The sequence below is a fragment of the Micromonospora sp. NPDC093243 genome (assembly GCF_044753725.1).
Classification (GTDB): domain Bacteria; phylum Actinomycetota; class Actinomycetes; order Mycobacteriales; family Micromonosporaceae; genus Micromonospora.
Genome location: NZ_JBIVNT010000002.1, coordinates 645,410 through 659,618 on the forward strand (window position 1 = coordinate 645,410; position 14,209 = coordinate 659,618).

General features: G+C 73.2%; 13 protein-coding genes. 6 read left to right on the plus strand and 7 right to left on the minus strand.

All coding sequences use genetic code 11. The features are described from left to right. Positions 1-122 precede the first annotated feature (122 nt). The 6 genes from kdpF to ACIP9D_RS07805 all read left to right on the plus strand — a co-directional run bounded on the left by kdpF (position 123) and on the right by ACIP9D_RS07805 (position 8,285). Positions 123-212 (plus strand): K(+)-transporting ATPase subunit F, encoded by a 90-nt coding sequence (kdpF, locus tag ACIP9D_RS07780; protein ID WP_262287437.1) that lies wholly within the window; start codon positions 123-125, stop codon positions 210-212. Then, positions 212-1,867: a potassium-transporting ATPase subunit KdpA gene (gene kdpA / locus ACIP9D_RS07785; RefSeq protein ID WP_350867746.1), complete on the plus strand. Its 1,656-nt coding sequence runs from the start codon at positions 212-214 to the stop codon at positions 1,865-1,867. Before kdpF ends, kdpA begins: the two co-directional genes overlap by 1 nt. 20 nt (positions 1,868-1,887) lie before the next feature. Beyond that, entirely contained in the window at positions 1,888-4,080 is a 2,193-nt protein-coding gene (kdpB, locus tag ACIP9D_RS07790) for a potassium-transporting ATPase subunit KdpB (protein WP_350867745.1), read from the plus strand. Further along, on the plus strand, positions 4,080-4,961 hold the full coding sequence (locus ACIP9D_RS07795) for a potassium-transporting ATPase subunit C (RefSeq protein WP_350867743.1): 882 nt from the start codon (positions 4,080-4,082) through the stop codon (positions 4,959-4,961). The genes kdpB and ACIP9D_RS07795 overlap by 1 nt, the downstream gene beginning before the upstream one ends. A 91-nt stretch (positions 4,962-5,052) precedes the next feature. Next, a complete protein-coding gene (locus ACIP9D_RS07800; protein WP_350867741.1) occupies positions 5,053-7,608 on the plus strand; it encodes a DUF4118 domain-containing protein in 2,556 nt (851 codons plus the stop codon). Beyond that, on the plus strand, positions 7,605-8,285 hold the full coding sequence (locus ACIP9D_RS07805; protein ID WP_350867739.1) for a response regulator: 681 nt from the start codon (positions 7,605-7,607) through the stop codon (positions 8,283-8,285). The genes ACIP9D_RS07800 and ACIP9D_RS07805 overlap by 4 nt, the downstream gene beginning before the upstream one ends. A 28-nt stretch (positions 8,286-8,313) precedes the next feature. Here the strand turns inward: ACIP9D_RS07805 and ACIP9D_RS07810 are convergent, their stop codons facing one another. The 7 genes from ACIP9D_RS07810 to ACIP9D_RS07840 all read right to left on the minus strand — a co-directional run bounded on the left by ACIP9D_RS07810 (position 8,314) and on the right by ACIP9D_RS07840 (position 14,077). After that, positions 8,314-8,655, minus strand: a complete 342-nt coding sequence (locus tag ACIP9D_RS07810) for an SAV_915 family protein (RefSeq protein WP_350867737.1) — start codon at positions 8,653-8,655, stop codon at positions 8,314-8,316. A 47-nt stretch (positions 8,656-8,702) separates the two neighbouring features. Then, entirely contained in the window at positions 8,703-9,206 is a 504-nt protein-coding gene (locus ACIP9D_RS07815) for a universal stress protein (RefSeq protein ID WP_350867735.1), read from the minus strand. Further along, complete coding sequence (locus ACIP9D_RS07820; RefSeq protein WP_350867733.1) at positions 9,203-9,646, minus strand: hypothetical protein; 444 nt, start codon at positions 9,644-9,646, stop codon at positions 9,203-9,205. Before ACIP9D_RS07820 ends, ACIP9D_RS07815 begins: the two co-directional genes overlap by 4 nt. Positions 9,647-9,754: 108 nt before the next feature. After that, positions 9,755-11,638, minus strand: a complete 1,884-nt coding sequence (locus ACIP9D_RS07825; protein ID WP_350867731.1) for a glycoside hydrolase family 15 protein — start codon at positions 11,636-11,638, stop codon at positions 9,755-9,757. A gap of 125 nt (positions 11,639-11,763) precedes the next feature. Further along, positions 11,764-12,726, minus strand: a complete 963-nt coding sequence (locus ACIP9D_RS07830; protein ID WP_350867729.1) for a sensor histidine kinase — start codon at positions 12,724-12,726, stop codon at positions 11,764-11,766. After that, on the minus strand, positions 12,723-13,556 hold the full coding sequence (locus tag ACIP9D_RS07835; RefSeq protein WP_350867727.1) for an MEDS domain-containing protein: 834 nt from the start codon (positions 13,554-13,556) through the stop codon (positions 12,723-12,725). Before ACIP9D_RS07835 ends, ACIP9D_RS07830 begins: the two co-directional genes overlap by 4 nt. A 41-nt stretch (positions 13,557-13,597) precedes the next feature. After that, a complete protein-coding gene (locus tag ACIP9D_RS07840) occupies positions 13,598-14,077 on the minus strand; it encodes a MarR family transcriptional regulator (RefSeq protein WP_350867726.1) in 480 nt (159 codons plus the stop codon). Between the last annotated feature and the right edge of the window lie 132 nt (positions 14,078-14,209).

Here is a 14,209-nt window from a genome sequence, read left to right on the forward strand (position 1 = left end):
GGCAGGCGGTCGCGACGAACCTTTCCCGTACGAGGAGTCAGCGTGTCTGACGTGGTGTTCGTGGTCTTGACGGTGGTGCTGTTCGCAGCGCTCGCCCTGGTGATCCGGGCGGTGGAGAAGCTGTGAGCGCGGTCAACGCCGTCGGCCTCGTGCTGGCGATCGGCCTGGGTCTGTTCCTGGTGGTCGCCCTGCTGTTCCCGGAGCGCTTCTGATGACCATGACAACAGCCGGCGTCATCTTTATCCTGTCGCTGGTGGTGGCGCTGGTCGCCGTCTACAAGCCGTTCGGCGACTACATGTACCGGGTGGTCTCCGGCACCCGGCAGTCCCGCGTCGAGCGCGGGATCTTCCGCCTGGTCGGGGTCAACCCGGCCGCCGAGCAGACCTGGGGCGTCTACGCCCGCAGCGTGCTGGCGTTCTCGGCCGTCTCCCTGCTGTTCCTCTACGCGTTCCAGCGGGTGCAGGACAAGCTCTGGCTGTCGCTGGGCTTCGACGCGGTGGTGCCGCACGGCGCCTGGAACACCGCGGTGTCGTTCGTGACCAACACCAACTGGCAGTCGTACTCCGGTGAGTCGACCATGGGCCACCTGGTGCAGATGGCCGGCCTGGCGGTGCAGAACTTCGTCTCCGCGTCGGTCGGTATCGCGATCGCGGTGGCCCTGGTGCGGGGCTTCGCCCGGCACCGCACCGAGCAGCTGGGCAACTTCTGGGTCGACCTGACCCGGATCACGGTGCGCATCCTGCTGCCGATCGCCGTGCTCGGCGCGATCGCGCTGATGATCGGCGGCGTGGTGCAGAACCTCTCCGGCGGCACCGACGTCAGCACGCTGACCGGCGGCGGCCAGACGATCACCGGCGGCCCGGTGGCCAGCCAGGAAGTGATCAAGGAGCTGGGCACCAACGGCGGCGGCTTCTACAACGCCAACAGCGCCCATCCGTTCGAGAACCCGACCGCCTGGACCAACTGGCTGGAGATCTTCCTGATCTTGTTGATTCCGTTCAGCCTGCCCCGGGTCTTCGGCCGGATGGTCGGGCAGAACCGCCAGGGGTACGCCATCGCCGCGGTGATGGGCATCCTCGCGCTGGCCAGCATCACGCTGACCAACGTCTTCGAGCTCGCCGGGCACGGCACCGTGCCGCAGGCGGTCGGCGCGGCGCTGGAGGGCAAGGAGGTCCGCTTCGACGTGTCGAACTCGGCGACCTTCGCCGCGGCGACCACGTTGACCTCGACCGGCGCGGTCAACTCGTTCCACGACTCGTTCACCCCGCTCGGCGGGATGATGCCGCTGGTCAACATGATGCTCGGCGAGGTCGCCCCCGGTGGCGTCGGCGCCGGCCTCTACGGCCTGCTGATCCTCGCGGTCATCACGGTCTTCGTCGCCGGGCTGATGGTCGGCCGCACGCCCGAGTACCTGGGCAAGAAGATCGGCGCCCGGGAGATCAAGTTCGCCTCGATGTACTTCCTGATCACCCCGACGCTGGTGCTGGCCGGCACGGCGGCGGCGTTCGCCACCGGCAACAACTCGACCGCGCTGAACGTGGGCCCCCACGGGCTCTCCGAGGTGCTCTACGCGTTCACCTCGGCCAGCAACAACAACGGTTCCGCGTTCGCCGGCATCACGGTGAACACCACCTGGTGGGACACCGCGCTCGGGTTGTGCATGCTGCTCGGCCGGTTCCTGCCGATCATCTTCGTGCTCGCCCTGGCCGGTTCGTTGGCCCGGCAGCAGCCCACCCCGGCGTCCGAAGGCACCCTGCCGACCCACCGGCCCCTGTTCGTCGGGATGGTCGTCGGCGTCACGGTGATCCTGGTCGCGCTGACCTTCCTGCCCGCACTCGCGCTCGGCCCCCTGGCTGAGGGGCTGTGAACCCCATGAGGAACGAGAACATGTCCGTCACGTCGGTGACATCCGGGGCCGGCGAACAGCCGACCGCGGGCACCCCGGCCACCCAGGGCAACCGGGTCGGCGGGGGCCTGCTCGACCCGCAGCAGCTGTTCCGGTCCCTGCCGGACGCGCTGCGCAAGCTCGACCCGCGCACGCTGTGGCGCAACCCGGTGATGCTGATCGTCGAGATCGGCGCCGTCTTCACCACCGTGCTCGCGGTCGCGGACCCGTCCGTGTTCGCCTGGGCCATCACCGTCTGGCTCTGGCTGACCGTGCTCTTCGCCAACCTGGCCGAGGCCGTCGCGGAGGGCCGGGGCAAGGCCCAGGCGGCCACCCTGCGCCAGGCCAAGCGGGACACCATCGCCACCCGGCTGATCGGCTGGGCGCCCGGCCTGCCGGCGAACCGGTACTCGGACGAGGCGGTGCCCGCACCGGAGCTGAAGCAGGGCGACATCGTCCTGGTCGAGGCGGGCGGCACCATCCCGGGCGACGGTGACGTCGTCGAGGGCATCGCCAGCGTCGACGAGTCGGCCATCACCGGCGAGTCCGCGCCGGTGATCCGGGAGTCCGGCGGCGACCGCAGCGCGGTGACCGGCGGCACCAGGGTGCTCTCCGACCGGATCGTCGTGAAGATCACCCAGAAGCCGGGGGAGAGCTTCATCGACCGGATGATCGCCCTGGTCGAGGGCGCCAACCGGCAGAAGACGCCGAACGAGATCGCGCTGAACATCCTGCTCGCCGCGCTCACGGTCATCTTCCTGCTCGCGGTGGTCACCCTCCAGCCGTTGGCGATCTTCTCGAAGGCGTACCAGGCCGCCGCGCCGGACACCGGTGCGATCACCGACTCCGGCGTCACCGGCGTGGTGCTGGTCTCCCTGCTGGTCTGCCTGATCCCGACCACCATCGGCGCGCTGCTCTCGGCGATCGGCATCGCCGGCATGGACCGCCTGGTGCAGCGCAACGTGCTCGCGGTGAGCGGTCGCGCGGTCGAGGCGGCCGGCGACGTGAACACCCTGCTGCTGGACAAGACCGGCACGATCACCCTCGGCAACCGGCAGGCCGCCGAGTTCCTACCGGTCGAGGGAGTCACCGCCGGGGACGTCGCGGACGCCGCGCAGCTCTCCAGCCTGGCCGACGAGACCCCGGAGGGGCGCTCGGTGGTGGTGCTGGCCAAGAACGAGTACGGGCTGCGCGAACGCGAGCCGGGCGTGATGCCGCACGCCACCTTCGTGCCGTTCACCGCGCAGACCCGGATGAGCGGCGTCGACCTCGGCGCGGAGAGCGTCGACGGCGGCGTCCGCCGGATCCGCAAGGGCGCCGCGGCCGCGGTGATGAAGTGGGTACGCGACAACGGCGGCCACCCGACCGGTCAGGTCGGCGAGCTGGTGGACGCGATCAGCGGCACCGGCGGCACCCCGCTGGTGGTCGCCGAGCACGTGGACGGTCAGCCCGCCCGGGCACTCGGCGTCATCCACCTCAAGGACGTGGTCAAGTCCGGAATGCGCGAGCGCTTCGACGAGATGCGCCGGATGGGCATCCGGACCGTGATGATCACCGGTGACAACCCGCGGACCGCGAAGGCGATCGCCGACGAGGCCGGGGTGGACGACTTCCTCGCCGAGGCCACCCCGGAGGACAAGCTCGCCCTGATCAAGAAGGAGCAGCAGGGTGGCCGGCTGGTGGCGATGACTGGTGACGGCACCAACGACGCTCCGGCGCTGGCCCAGGCCGACGTCGGCGTGGCGATGAACACCGGCACGTCGGCCGCGAAGGAGGCCGGCAACATGGTCGACCTCGACTCGGACCCGACGAAGCTCATCGAGATCGTCGAGATCGGCAAGCAGTTGCTGATCACCCGGGGCGCGTTGACCACCTTCTCCATCGCCAACGACGTCGCGAAGTACTTCGCGATCATCCCGGCCATGTTCGCCGGCCTCTACCCGAGCCTGGACGCGCTGAACATCATGCGACTGTCCAGCCCGGAGTCGGCGATCCTCGCCGCGGTCATCTTCAACGCGATCATCATCGTCGTGCTGATCCCGCTCGCCCTGCGCGGCGTGCGGTACCGGCCGGCGAGCGCGTCGAAGCTGCTCGGCCGCAACCTGTGGCTGTACGGCCTGGGCGGCCTCGTCGTGCCGTTCGTCGGAATCAAGATCATTGACCTGATCATCCAGTTCATCCCAGGGATCTCGTGATGCGCCTACCAACCTGGCTCGCCCAGCACCTCGCTGCCCTACGGGCCCTGCTCGTCTTCACCGTCCTGCTCGGCCTGGCCTACCCGCTCGCGCTGGTCGCCGTCGGCCACATCCCCGGTCTCGCCGGCAAGGCGGACGGGTCCCTGGTCAGCGTCGGCGGACAGACCGTCGGGAGCAGCCTGATCGGGCAGTCGTTCACCGACGCCGACGGCAACCCGGTCGCGCGCTACTTCCAGAGCCGTCCGTCGGCCGCCGGTGACGGCTACGACCCCACCGCCACCGCGGCCAGCAACCTCGGTCCGGAGAGCGTGGTGGACACGATCGCCACCGACCCCGAGGAGTCGACGCAGAGCCTGCTCACCCAGGTCTGCGAGCGGAGCAAGGCGGTCGGCGAGCTCAACGGCGTGGACGGCGCTCGCCCGTTCTGCACCATCGACGGCGTCGGCGCGGTGCTCGCGGTGTTCCGCGCCGACGGGCTCACCGGCACGCCGACCCGGGTGGTCAGCGTCAACCAGACCGCCCCGGCCACCCCGTTCCTCGCCACCTTCGAGGGCGTGTCGGTGGAGCTGGCCCAGCCGGGCCAGGACTACGTGGCCGAGGGCGGGATCATCACCCCGATCCGCGGCAACGCCCCCGCCGACCCCGCGGTGCCCGCCGACGCGGTCACCGCCAGCGGCAGCGGCCTCGACCCGCAGATCAGCCCGGCGTACGCCGAGCTGCAGGTGAACCGGGTCGCGCGCGAGCGCGGCGCCGACCCGACAGCGGTCCGTCGCCTGGTCGACGCGCACACCAACGGCCGGGCGCTCGGCTTCATGGGTGAGCCCGCAGTGAACGTCCTCGAACTCAACCTGGCCCTGGACCGGGAGTTCCCGGCCCGCTGACCCACCGACCGCGCGGGGCGAGGCCACCACCGTGGTCTCGCCCCGCGCCGTGGCCGCCCCAGCGGGCCGGCCCACCGGAGAGGATGGTCCCGTGCGACGAGGAGAACTCCGCATCTACCTGGGCGCCGCCCCCGGCGTCGGCAAGACGTACGCCATGCTGGAGGAGGCCCACCGCCGGGCCGAGCGGGGCACCGACGTGGTGATCGGGCTGGTCGAGACGCACGGCCGTAAGCACACCGCGGCGATGCTCGGTGACCTGGAGCAGGTGCCGCGCCGCAGCATGGACTACCGCGGCGCCGAGTTCGCCGAGATGGACCTCGACGCGGTCCTGGCCCGCCGACCCCAGGTCGCCGTGGTCGACGAGCTGGCGCACACCAACGTCCCCGGCTCCCGCAACGCCAAGCGGTGGCAGGACGTCCAGGAGCTGCTCGACGCCGGCATCGACGTGCTCTCCACGGTCAACGTGCAGCACCTCGAGTCGGTCAACGACGTGGTCGCCCAGATCACCGGCACCACCCAGCGGGAAACCGTGCCGGACGAGATCGTCCGCGGCGCCGAGCAGGTCGAGCTGGTCGACATGACTCCGGAGGCGCTGCGCCGACGGATGGCGCACGGCAACATCTACCGGCCCGACAAGATCGACGCTGCGCTGGGCAACTACTTCCGGGTCGGCAACCTCACCGCGCTGCGCGAGCTGGCGCTGCTCTGGCTGGCTGACAAGGTCGACGAGCAGCTCGGCCGCTACCGCAGCCAGGAGGGCATCGCCGAGACCTGGGAGGCCCGCGAGCGGGTGGTGGTGGCGCTCACCGGTGGCCCCGAGGGGGAGACCCTGATCCGCCGGGCGGCCCGGATCGCCGCGCGCAGCAAGGGCGCCGATCTGCTCGCGGTACACGTGGCCCGCAGCGACGGCCTCGCCGGCGCCGACCCGGCACAGCTCGCCCGGCAGCGGGTGCTGGTGGAGAGCCTCGGCGGCACGTACCACCAGGTCCTCGGCACCGACGTGCCGGCGGCCCTGCTCGACTTCGCCCGCGGGGTCAACGCCACCCAGTTGGTGCTCGGCGCCAGCCGCCGGGGCCGGTTCGCCCAGCTCCTCTCCCGTGGCGTCGGGGTGACCACCACCGCGCTCTCCGGCAGCATCGACGTGCACCTGGTCACCCACACCGAGGCGGGCCGGGGCCGGCGTGCCGCTGCCGTGCCGGCGGCGGCGCTCTCCCGGCGTCGGCGGCTGCTCGGCTTCGCCCTCGCCCTGGTCGGCATGCCGCTGCTGACCCTGCTGCTGACGGTGCTGCCCGACCTCACCCTGGCCAGCGACATCCTGCTCTTCCTCGCCGGGGTGGTGGTGGTCGCGCTGGTCGGCGGGCTCTGGCCGGCCCTGGTCGCCGCTCTCGGCGGGACGTTGCTGATCAACTGGTTCTTCACCCCGCCCTTTCACACCCTCACCATCGCCGAACCGGAGAACCTGCTCGCCCTGGTGGTCTTCGTCGGCGTGGCCCTCGCGGTCAGCTGGATCGTGGACCTTGCCGCGCGGCGTACCCGGGAGGCGGCCCGCGCCGCGGCCGACGCCCAGACCCTGGCCGCCGTGGCCGGTGGGGTGCTGCGCGGCGGACGGCCGCTGATCGCGCTGCTCGACCAGCTGCGGGAGACGTTCGGGCTGCGCTCGGTCAGCGTGCTGGAGCTCGTCGAGGAGGCAGCCGGCCGACCGGCCCGGGCCCGGGAGGAGGGCTCCTGGTGCGTGGTGGCCAGCGTCGGCGACCAGCCGGCCACCACCCCGGACAGCGGCGAGACGGCGGTGCCGGTCGACGAACGGATCACCGTCGTGCTCTGCGGACGCCGGCTGGAGGCGGCCGACCGTCGACTGGTCGAGGCGTTCGCCGCCCAGGCCGCCGTCGCGCTGCGGCAGGAGCGGCTGGCAGAGGAGGCGGCCACCGCCCGGCCGCTCGCCGAGGCCGACCGGATGCGCACCGCGCTGCTCGCGGCGGTCAGCCACGACCTGCGTACTCCGCTCGCGTCGGCGAAGGCGGCGGTGACCAGCCTGCGCAGCCCCGACGTCGAGTTCGACGAGGAGGACCGGGCGGAGCTGCTGGCCACCGCCGAGGAGTCGCTGGACCGACTGGCCCGGCTGGTCGCCAACCTGCTCGACATGAGCCGGCTCCAGGCCGGCGTGCTCGGCCTCACCCCGGCCACGATCGGTCTGGAGGACGCGGTGCCCCGGGCCCTGGACGAGCTCGAACCCCAGGCCGCCGGGGTCGCCACCGACATACCGGCCGACCTGCCCGCCGTCTCCGCCGACCCCGGGCTGCTGGAGCGGGTGCTGGTGAACATCATCGCCAACGCGCTGCGCTACAGCCCGCCCGGTCAGCCGCCGACGGTGACCGCGAGCGCCCACGCCGGCCTGGTCGAGCTGCGGGTCATCGACACCGGCCCGGGTATCCCCGAGGACAAGTGGGAGCACGTCTTCCTGCCCTTCCAGCGGCTCGGCGACCGGGACAACCAGACCGGGGTCGGGCTCGGCCTGGCGCTCTCCCGTGGGCTTGCCGAGGCGATGGGGGGCAGCCTCACCCCGGAGACCACCCCGGGTGGTGGACTGACGATGGTGCTGCGGCTGCCGGCCGTCAGCCACAACCTGGTGGAGGGACCACAGGAATGACGCGCATCCTGGTCGTCGACGACGAGCCGCAGATCCTGCGCGCCCTGCGGATCAACCTGCGCGCCCGCCGGTACGACGTCGAGGTCGCCGACACCGGTGCCGGCGCGCTCAAGGCCGCCGCCGGCCATCCGCCGGACCTGGTCGTCCTCGACCTCGGCCTGCCGGACATGGACGGGGTCGACGTGATCCGGGGCCTGCGCGGCTGGACCACCGTGCCGATCATCGTGCTCTCCGGTCGGGCCGGCAGCGAGGACAAGGTCGACGCGCTCGACGCGGGCGCGGACGACTACGTCACCAAGCCGTTCGGGGTCGAGGAGCTGCTCGCCCGGATCCGGGCGGTCACCCGGCGGTTGAGCGCTCCGACCGACGCCACCGCCGCCCTACGGATCGGCCAGCACACCGTCGACCTCGCCGACCACACCGTCACCCGGGACGACGGGACCGAGGTGAAGCTGACCCCGATCCAGTGGGCCGTGCTGGAGAAGCTGCTGCGCAACCCCGGCAAGCTGGTCAGCCAGCGGCAGCTGCTGCACGACGTTTGGGGGCCGGAGTACCAGAACGAGAGCAACTACCTGCGCCAGTACCTGGCCCAGCTGCGCCGCAAGCTGGAGGACGACCCGGCCCGCCCGCGGCATCTGATCACCGAGCCCGGGATGGGCTACCGCTACCGTCCCTGACGGCGGCCCGGCTCGGTGGTTCGGCAGGTCAGGCCTGCCGGGTGCCGGCGAGCGCGCCGGCCGGCGGGCGCGGCAGCGGTGCGCTGGGCGTACCCGCCGGGGCCTCCGGTGCGACCGGGGGTGCGACCAGCAGCGGGTCGAGCTGGATGCGGTCGATGCCGAGCGGCTTCAGCATGGCCCGCAGGGCCGACTCGCAGAGCCGCGTCCACGGCTGGTCCGCGCCCATCGCGCCGACGAGCTTCTCCGGTCCCGTGAAGGCCAGGCCGACCCGCTGCCCCTGTGGGAGCCGGGCGGTCCGCACCGTCATCGCCTGTCGTCCGGGCACCTCACGCACCGGGACGACCCAGGTATCCGGCACCTCGTCCATCATGTTGCCTTTCCTTGAAGATTCCGATCGGTCCGGGCAGTGGTGCCCGGTCATCGGGGGAACCGTTCGAGATCACCGCCGAAGCGGCGGATCGCGTCGGCGCGGGCCCAGGCCGGTGCGGGCACCGCGATCACCGGAACGCTCGACCGGGCGAGGCAGTAGCGGGTGACGTGCCCGCCTCCCGTGCCGAACCGGCCCCGACGAGGGCTGCCCAGCACGAGGAGGTCCGTCGGCCGCGAGGCGTGGTCGACCAGCACCTGGCCGGCGTAGCCCTGCTCGGCCACGACCCGCACGGTCACGTCCCGGGGTACGCCGCCGAAGGCCGCGTCGAAGGCCTCCCGCACGTAACCCCGGGCCGACCGGGCGAACTCGTCCTGCCAGAGCCACGGCATGGTGCCGGGGCGCCAGAGCGGCACGAACGTCCAGGCCCGCACCGCGTACACGGGCGTGCCGTCACGCTGAGCCAGCCGCACCGCGGTGCGCAGCGCCGCCAGCCCGGCGAAGGACCGGTCGACGCCGACCACGATCCGGGCGGCGACCCTCGGGCGGCTCATGCCGGTGCCGGCGCGTGCACCGCGACGGTGGTGGCCGATGGTTCGGCGCCGCCCGAGAGATCGAGCGGACGCAGGATGCTGTGCGTGACGACGACTTCCGCGCCACCGCGCCGCCGCAGGTCGGCCACGGCCCGGTGCAGCACGGTCAGGCTGCTGGCGGAGAGCCGGACGACGGCGTCGAGGTCGGCCGCGATCCACCACGCGTCCACCGCGCAGGGCTCGGCCCGCAGGTAGTCCAGCAGGTGACGGCCGGGCGTGGCGGTGGTCAGCCGGACGCCGACCAGCAGCTCGTGCCGCCGCTCCGGCTCGCCGGCCGGGGTGGGGGGTGGGGACGCGGCCGGCGGACCGGCGGCGGGGCCGTCGGCCTGCCGCGCGGGCGGGCATCCGGTACCGGCCGGCGGCTGCCCGCGATCCCGCCGCCCCAACCGTCGTGACGTCATGTCGCCATCGTGGCGAGCGGTGGGCGGCCGTTCCGCTCCCGATACGGCGATTTGACGGGGGATCCGGCTTTCTTGACGCGCCGTTGACGGCCGCTGGCGGCAGGCGGCTCAGCCGTGCCGGTGCTGCTCGGCCCAGGCGTGCAGGGCGTCCCGGTCGGTCGGGGCGTCGTTCAGTGCGGCGTCCAGGTTGAGGGCGGCCTCGACCAGCGCGAGGTGGGTGAACGCCTGCGGGTAGTTGCCCAGCGCGGTGCCGTCGGCGGCGAGCTGTTCGGCGTAGAGGCCGAGCGGGCCGGCGTACCCGCGGAGCCGGTCGAAGACCCGCCGGGCCTCGTTCCGACGCCCGGCGAGCACCAGCGCGGAGACCAGTTCGAAGCAGCAGAGCAGGAACGCGCCCTCCTCGCCGGGCAGCCCGTCGTCCACGACGTAGCGCCGCAGCAGGCCGGGAGCGACGCCGAGCCCGTCGCGGATCCGGTCGATGGTGCCGGTGACCCGGGGGTCGTCGCCGGGCAGGAAGCCGACCACCGGGATGCGCAGCAGGGAGGCGTCCAACTCGCGCGACCCGTACGCCATGACGAAGCTGCCCAGCTCCGGGTCGAAGCCGCGCTCGCAGATCTCGGCGTGCAGCGCGTCCCGGGCCTGAGCCCACCGGGACACGGGCGCGCCACGATCGCCGAGCAGCTCGGCGAGGCGGATGCCCCGGTCCAGGCAGACCCAGGTCATCACCTTGGCGTTCACGTAGTGCCGGCGCGGGCCGCGGATCTCCCAGAGGCCATGGTCCGGCTCCCGCCACCGGTCGGCCATGGTGTCGACGTGCCGGCACAGCAGCCGCCACTGGTCGGCGGTCAGCTCGCCGGTCAGCTCCTGGTATGCGAACGCCGCGTCCAGCACGTGCCCGTACGTGTCGAACTGCACCTGCTCGGCCGCCTCGTTGCCGATCCGGACCGGCGCCGAGCCGGCGTAGCCGGACAGGTGTGGCAGCACCCGTTCCTCGGTCGTGACGCCCCGGACGCCGATCAGCGGCGCCAGGATCTCCCCCGGCCCGGCCTCGGCGCAGACGTCGAGCAGGAAGCGCAGGTAGCGCCGGCCCTCCTCGGCGTGGCCGAGCCGGAACAGGGCGAGCAGCAACAGCGCCGCGTCCCGGTGCCAGGTGAAGCGGTAGTCCCAGTTGCGTACCCCGCCGATCTCCTCGGGCAGTGACGTCGTCGGGGCGGCCAGCAGCGCGCCCGTCTCGTCGAACGAGAGGCCGCGCAGCACCAGCGCGCTGTGCCGCACCGCGCCCGCCCCGAAGCCCGTGTAGTCGCTGCGACCCGACCAGTCCCGCCAGGTGGCGCAGGTCCGCTCGAGCAGCTCCTCCGGGGCATCCTTCCGCGACCCGGCCGACGGCCCGGGCCAGCCGGACCGTTCGCCGTAGCCGAGCAGCACGGTCGCGGTCGCCCCCACGGGCAGCTCGATCTCGCCGCGCAGTGCGCCGCCGTCGACCACGAGCGGCAGAGTGGACCGCACGTCGAGCGGGACGCCGTGGGCCCGCCAGCCGCCGTCGACGGACGCCCACTCGGCGGCTTCCGCGCCGTGCCCGGGGCGCGGCTGCACGCGCACCGCAAGCCGTACCGTGCCGCGCTCGACCGTCACCCGCCGGACCAGCAGCTGCTCGGCCCGGATCGGCCGCTCCGGATCGCCCGGGCGGACGGCGAGGAAGTCCTGCCCGACGGCGGTGCCGGTCGGTCCGGCGTACCGGCTCTCCAGCACCAGGGTGTCGGGCAGGTAGCGGCGGACCGGCTGCGGACAGCCGGCCACGGAGAGCGAGAACACCCCGCCCGTCCGCCGGTCGAGCAGCCGGGCGAAGACCGCGTCCCCCTCGGCGTGCGGGACGCAGAACCACTCGACCGCACCGTCCGCGCCGAGCAGGGCGGTGGTGTGGGTGTCGGAGAGGAACGCGTACGAGTCGATGGGCGGCACGCTCGGGTCGGCTCCGGCAGGACCAGCGCTGGACACCACGCTCTCCTCCTTCCGCCGGCGGCCCGGCGACGACTACCCGACCAGCGCGCGGGTAGTCGACCGGGCCGCGGGCAGGCGTGCACGGGGTCGCCCCGTCCACAGGTGCGCGTGTTCCCGGTGGGTCAGCTGGCGGGGTCGGGGTTGCCGGCGATGAGTCGGAGGGTGAAGCCGGCACCGTCCCGGTGCAGGCTCACGTGGTTGCAGGACTGGTAGGTGATCCAGAGCCCGAGGCCGCCGGTCGCGCCGTTGCCCGCCGGGAGCAGCCCCGCGAACGGGTCCTTCGGGCCGTCCCCGCCGTCGCTCACCGTCACCACGATCCGGTCGGCGCCGACCCAGAGGCGCAGCCGGACCGGCGGACGCCCGTGCCGCAGCGCGTTGGTGACAATCTCGCTGACCGCGACGACCAGGTCGTCCAGGTCGTCCGCGGGCAGCACGCCGGGGTCGGCGCCGTGCACCGCCGCGCGGGCCTGCGCCGCCGTCGGGTCGGTCAGCTCCACCAGTGGTGGGGTGGCCTGCAGCGGGTCGGCCGGCGCGGCGCGGTGCTCGCGCAGGTAGACCGTCGGCTCCAGGTAGGTCGGGCTGAGCGGGTGCCCGCCGTCCGGGGTAGCGAACCGGGGATGGGTGCGGGCCACCTCGTCGAGCACCGCCGGCGGGGTGATCCGGGTGTCGTACGCGCACATGCTCCAGAGCGGGAAGTCGTCGTACGCGTGGTTGATCGCCGACTCGTACCGGGCCCACCAGTCCCACGTCGCGCCGAGCGCGATCCGGGGCAGCTCGCCGATGATGCGGATCTGGTTGGCCCCGGCGGCCACCTGAGCCGCCAGCAACTCCCGGTAGGAGCGGATCGCGGCGGTGGGTCGGGCGTAGACGTCGCCGCCGGGCAGGAACTCGACGCCCGAGCCGACGGGCAGGGCGGCCCGGACCAGCCGACCGGTGCGGTCGCCGAGGGAGACGAACGTCGGCTCGCCGGCCTCGACCCCGCCGAGCAGGAACGGCACCACGACCGCGAGCAGTTCGTCGTCGGAGTCGTAGCGAATCGCTTCGTGCAGATAACCGTGGTGCCCGGCGGCCGCGCCCGTCCTCATCGCGCCAGCTCCACCTGCAGCCCGGACAGGTTGAGCAGCGCCGCGAGGCGGGCCGGGCCGGCGTGCGGGGAGCGGAGCACCAGGGTGGCGCCGCGCCGGCGGGCATAGTCGCGCAGCATCAGCAGGGCGCGGTGGTCGATGAAGCGCAGCCGGGGGGCCTCCACCACCAGCCGCCCGTCGAGCGGCCGCAGGTCGGCCCGCTCCAGCGCGGTGCCGAGCAGCTCGTGACCGCTGCGGTCCAGCTCGCCGGCGAGCCCGGCGCGGTCGTCGGCCGGCTCGCACGCGTAGAGCTGGAACGGCGCCTCGGTCGCGTTCGTCTCCGGGTGCAGGCAGGCCAGCTCCGCGACGGCCCGGGAACTCAGCTCCCGCCGGTCGTAGCCGCACATGGCGGAGAAGGGTCGGGCCCGCATGTAGCGGTCGACCTGGTGCTCGTAGCGGGTGAACGCGTCCAGCTGGGCGGGGCTGCGCACCAGCGGGGTCGCCTCGGCGACCACCCGCAGCCCGCGGTAGCCGGCGGCGAGGGCGGCGTCGGTGGCGGCGGCGTACGCCCGCACCTGCGCCGGGCCGTCCACGACCGCCCCGGCGCGGTACGTCGCGTCCAGCGGCACCACCTCGGCCACCCCGCGGGCCAGCGCGTCACGCAGCGCCGGCGCGGTGGAGAGCTGGGCGAGGACCGGTTCGGGTCGCCCGGCGGTGACGTACCAGAGCCGTTCGCCGGCGGCGAGGCCCGCGGTGAGGAACGCGCGGGCCTGCCGGTCGAACCCGGCCTGATCGTCATAAACCCAGCAGACGTGCCCGTACGGCGTCGAAGGCGGCAGTCCGCTGGTCACGCCGGTCGTCCCATGCGGGGAGTGTAGGCCCAGCGCGGCGGTCACGGCGTCTCCGCCGGACAGTTCTGGTGCAGCCGGGCCAGCACCACGGCGTTGGCCTGGTGCAGGGCGTCGAGCTGGTCGGGGGAGAGCGCGTCGAGGAACAGCTCGCGTACCCGGGCGGCGTGGGCCGGCGCGGCCGATCGGATGGTGTCCCGTCCGGTCGCGGTCAGCCGGACCAGCGGCGCGCGTCCGTCGTCGACGCAGACCTCCCGGGCGACCAGGCCGCGCTGTTCCATCCGGCGGATCTGGTGGGCGAGGCGGCTCTTCTCCCACTGCAGTTCAGTGCGGAGCGCCCGGGCCCGCATGGTCTGGTCCGGGGCGTCGGCGAGCGCGGCGAGCACCTCGAAGTCGGACTCGGAGATGCCCGAGTCCTGTTGGAGGGACTGGCCCAGGGCCAGCGCGAGCTGGTTGCGCATCCGGTGGAAGGTGCGCCACACCTGCTGCTCCCGCTCATCGAGCCGGCCTTCGGAATGACCCATCCGACCAGCGTAGTTCGCGGTCGGACGCGAACGAGCGCGGGAAATCGGCTCCGCCGTCGGGCATGAGCGGCCTCACACCGGCCCGCGCGCCGCGCGTCGTACACTGGTTGACGCATCAACCTTTGGGAGAGC

What these genes read in the sequence shown, in the direction of transcription:
- kdpA (WP_350867746.1), top strand. Translation starts at nt 212, where the DNA reads ATGACCATGACAACAGCCGGCGTCATCTTTATCCTGTCGCTGGTGGTG.
- kdpB (WP_350867745.1), top strand. Translation starts at nt 1,888, where the DNA reads ATGTCCGTCACGTCGGTGACATCCGGGGCCGGCGAACAGCCGACCGCG.
- ACIP9D_RS07795 (WP_350867743.1), top strand. Translation starts at nt 4,080, where the DNA reads ATGCGCCTACCAACCTGGCTCGCCCAGCACCTCGCTGCCCTACGGGCC.
- ACIP9D_RS07805 (WP_350867739.1), top strand. Translation starts at nt 7,605, where the DNA reads ATGACGCGCATCCTGGTCGTCGACGACGAGCCGCAGATCCTGCGCGCC.
- ACIP9D_RS07810 (WP_350867737.1), bottom strand. Translation starts at nt 8,655, where the DNA reads ATGATGGACGAGGTGCCGGATACCTGGGTCGTCCCGGTGCGTGAGGTG.
- ACIP9D_RS07815 (WP_350867735.1), bottom strand. Translation starts at nt 9,206, where the DNA reads ATGAGCCGCCCGAGGGTCGCCGCCCGGATCGTGGTCGGCGTCGACCGG.
- ACIP9D_RS07820 (WP_350867733.1), bottom strand. Translation starts at nt 9,646, where the DNA reads ATGACGTCACGACGGTTGGGGCGGCGGGATCGCGGGCAGCCGCCGGCC.
- ACIP9D_RS07830 (WP_350867729.1), bottom strand. Translation starts at nt 12,726, where the DNA reads ATGAGGACGGGCGCGGCCGCCGGGCACCACGGTTATCTGCACGAAGCG.
- ACIP9D_RS07840 (WP_350867726.1), bottom strand. Translation starts at nt 14,077, where the DNA reads ATGGGTCATTCCGAAGGCCGGCTCGATGAGCGGGAGCAGCAGGTGTGG.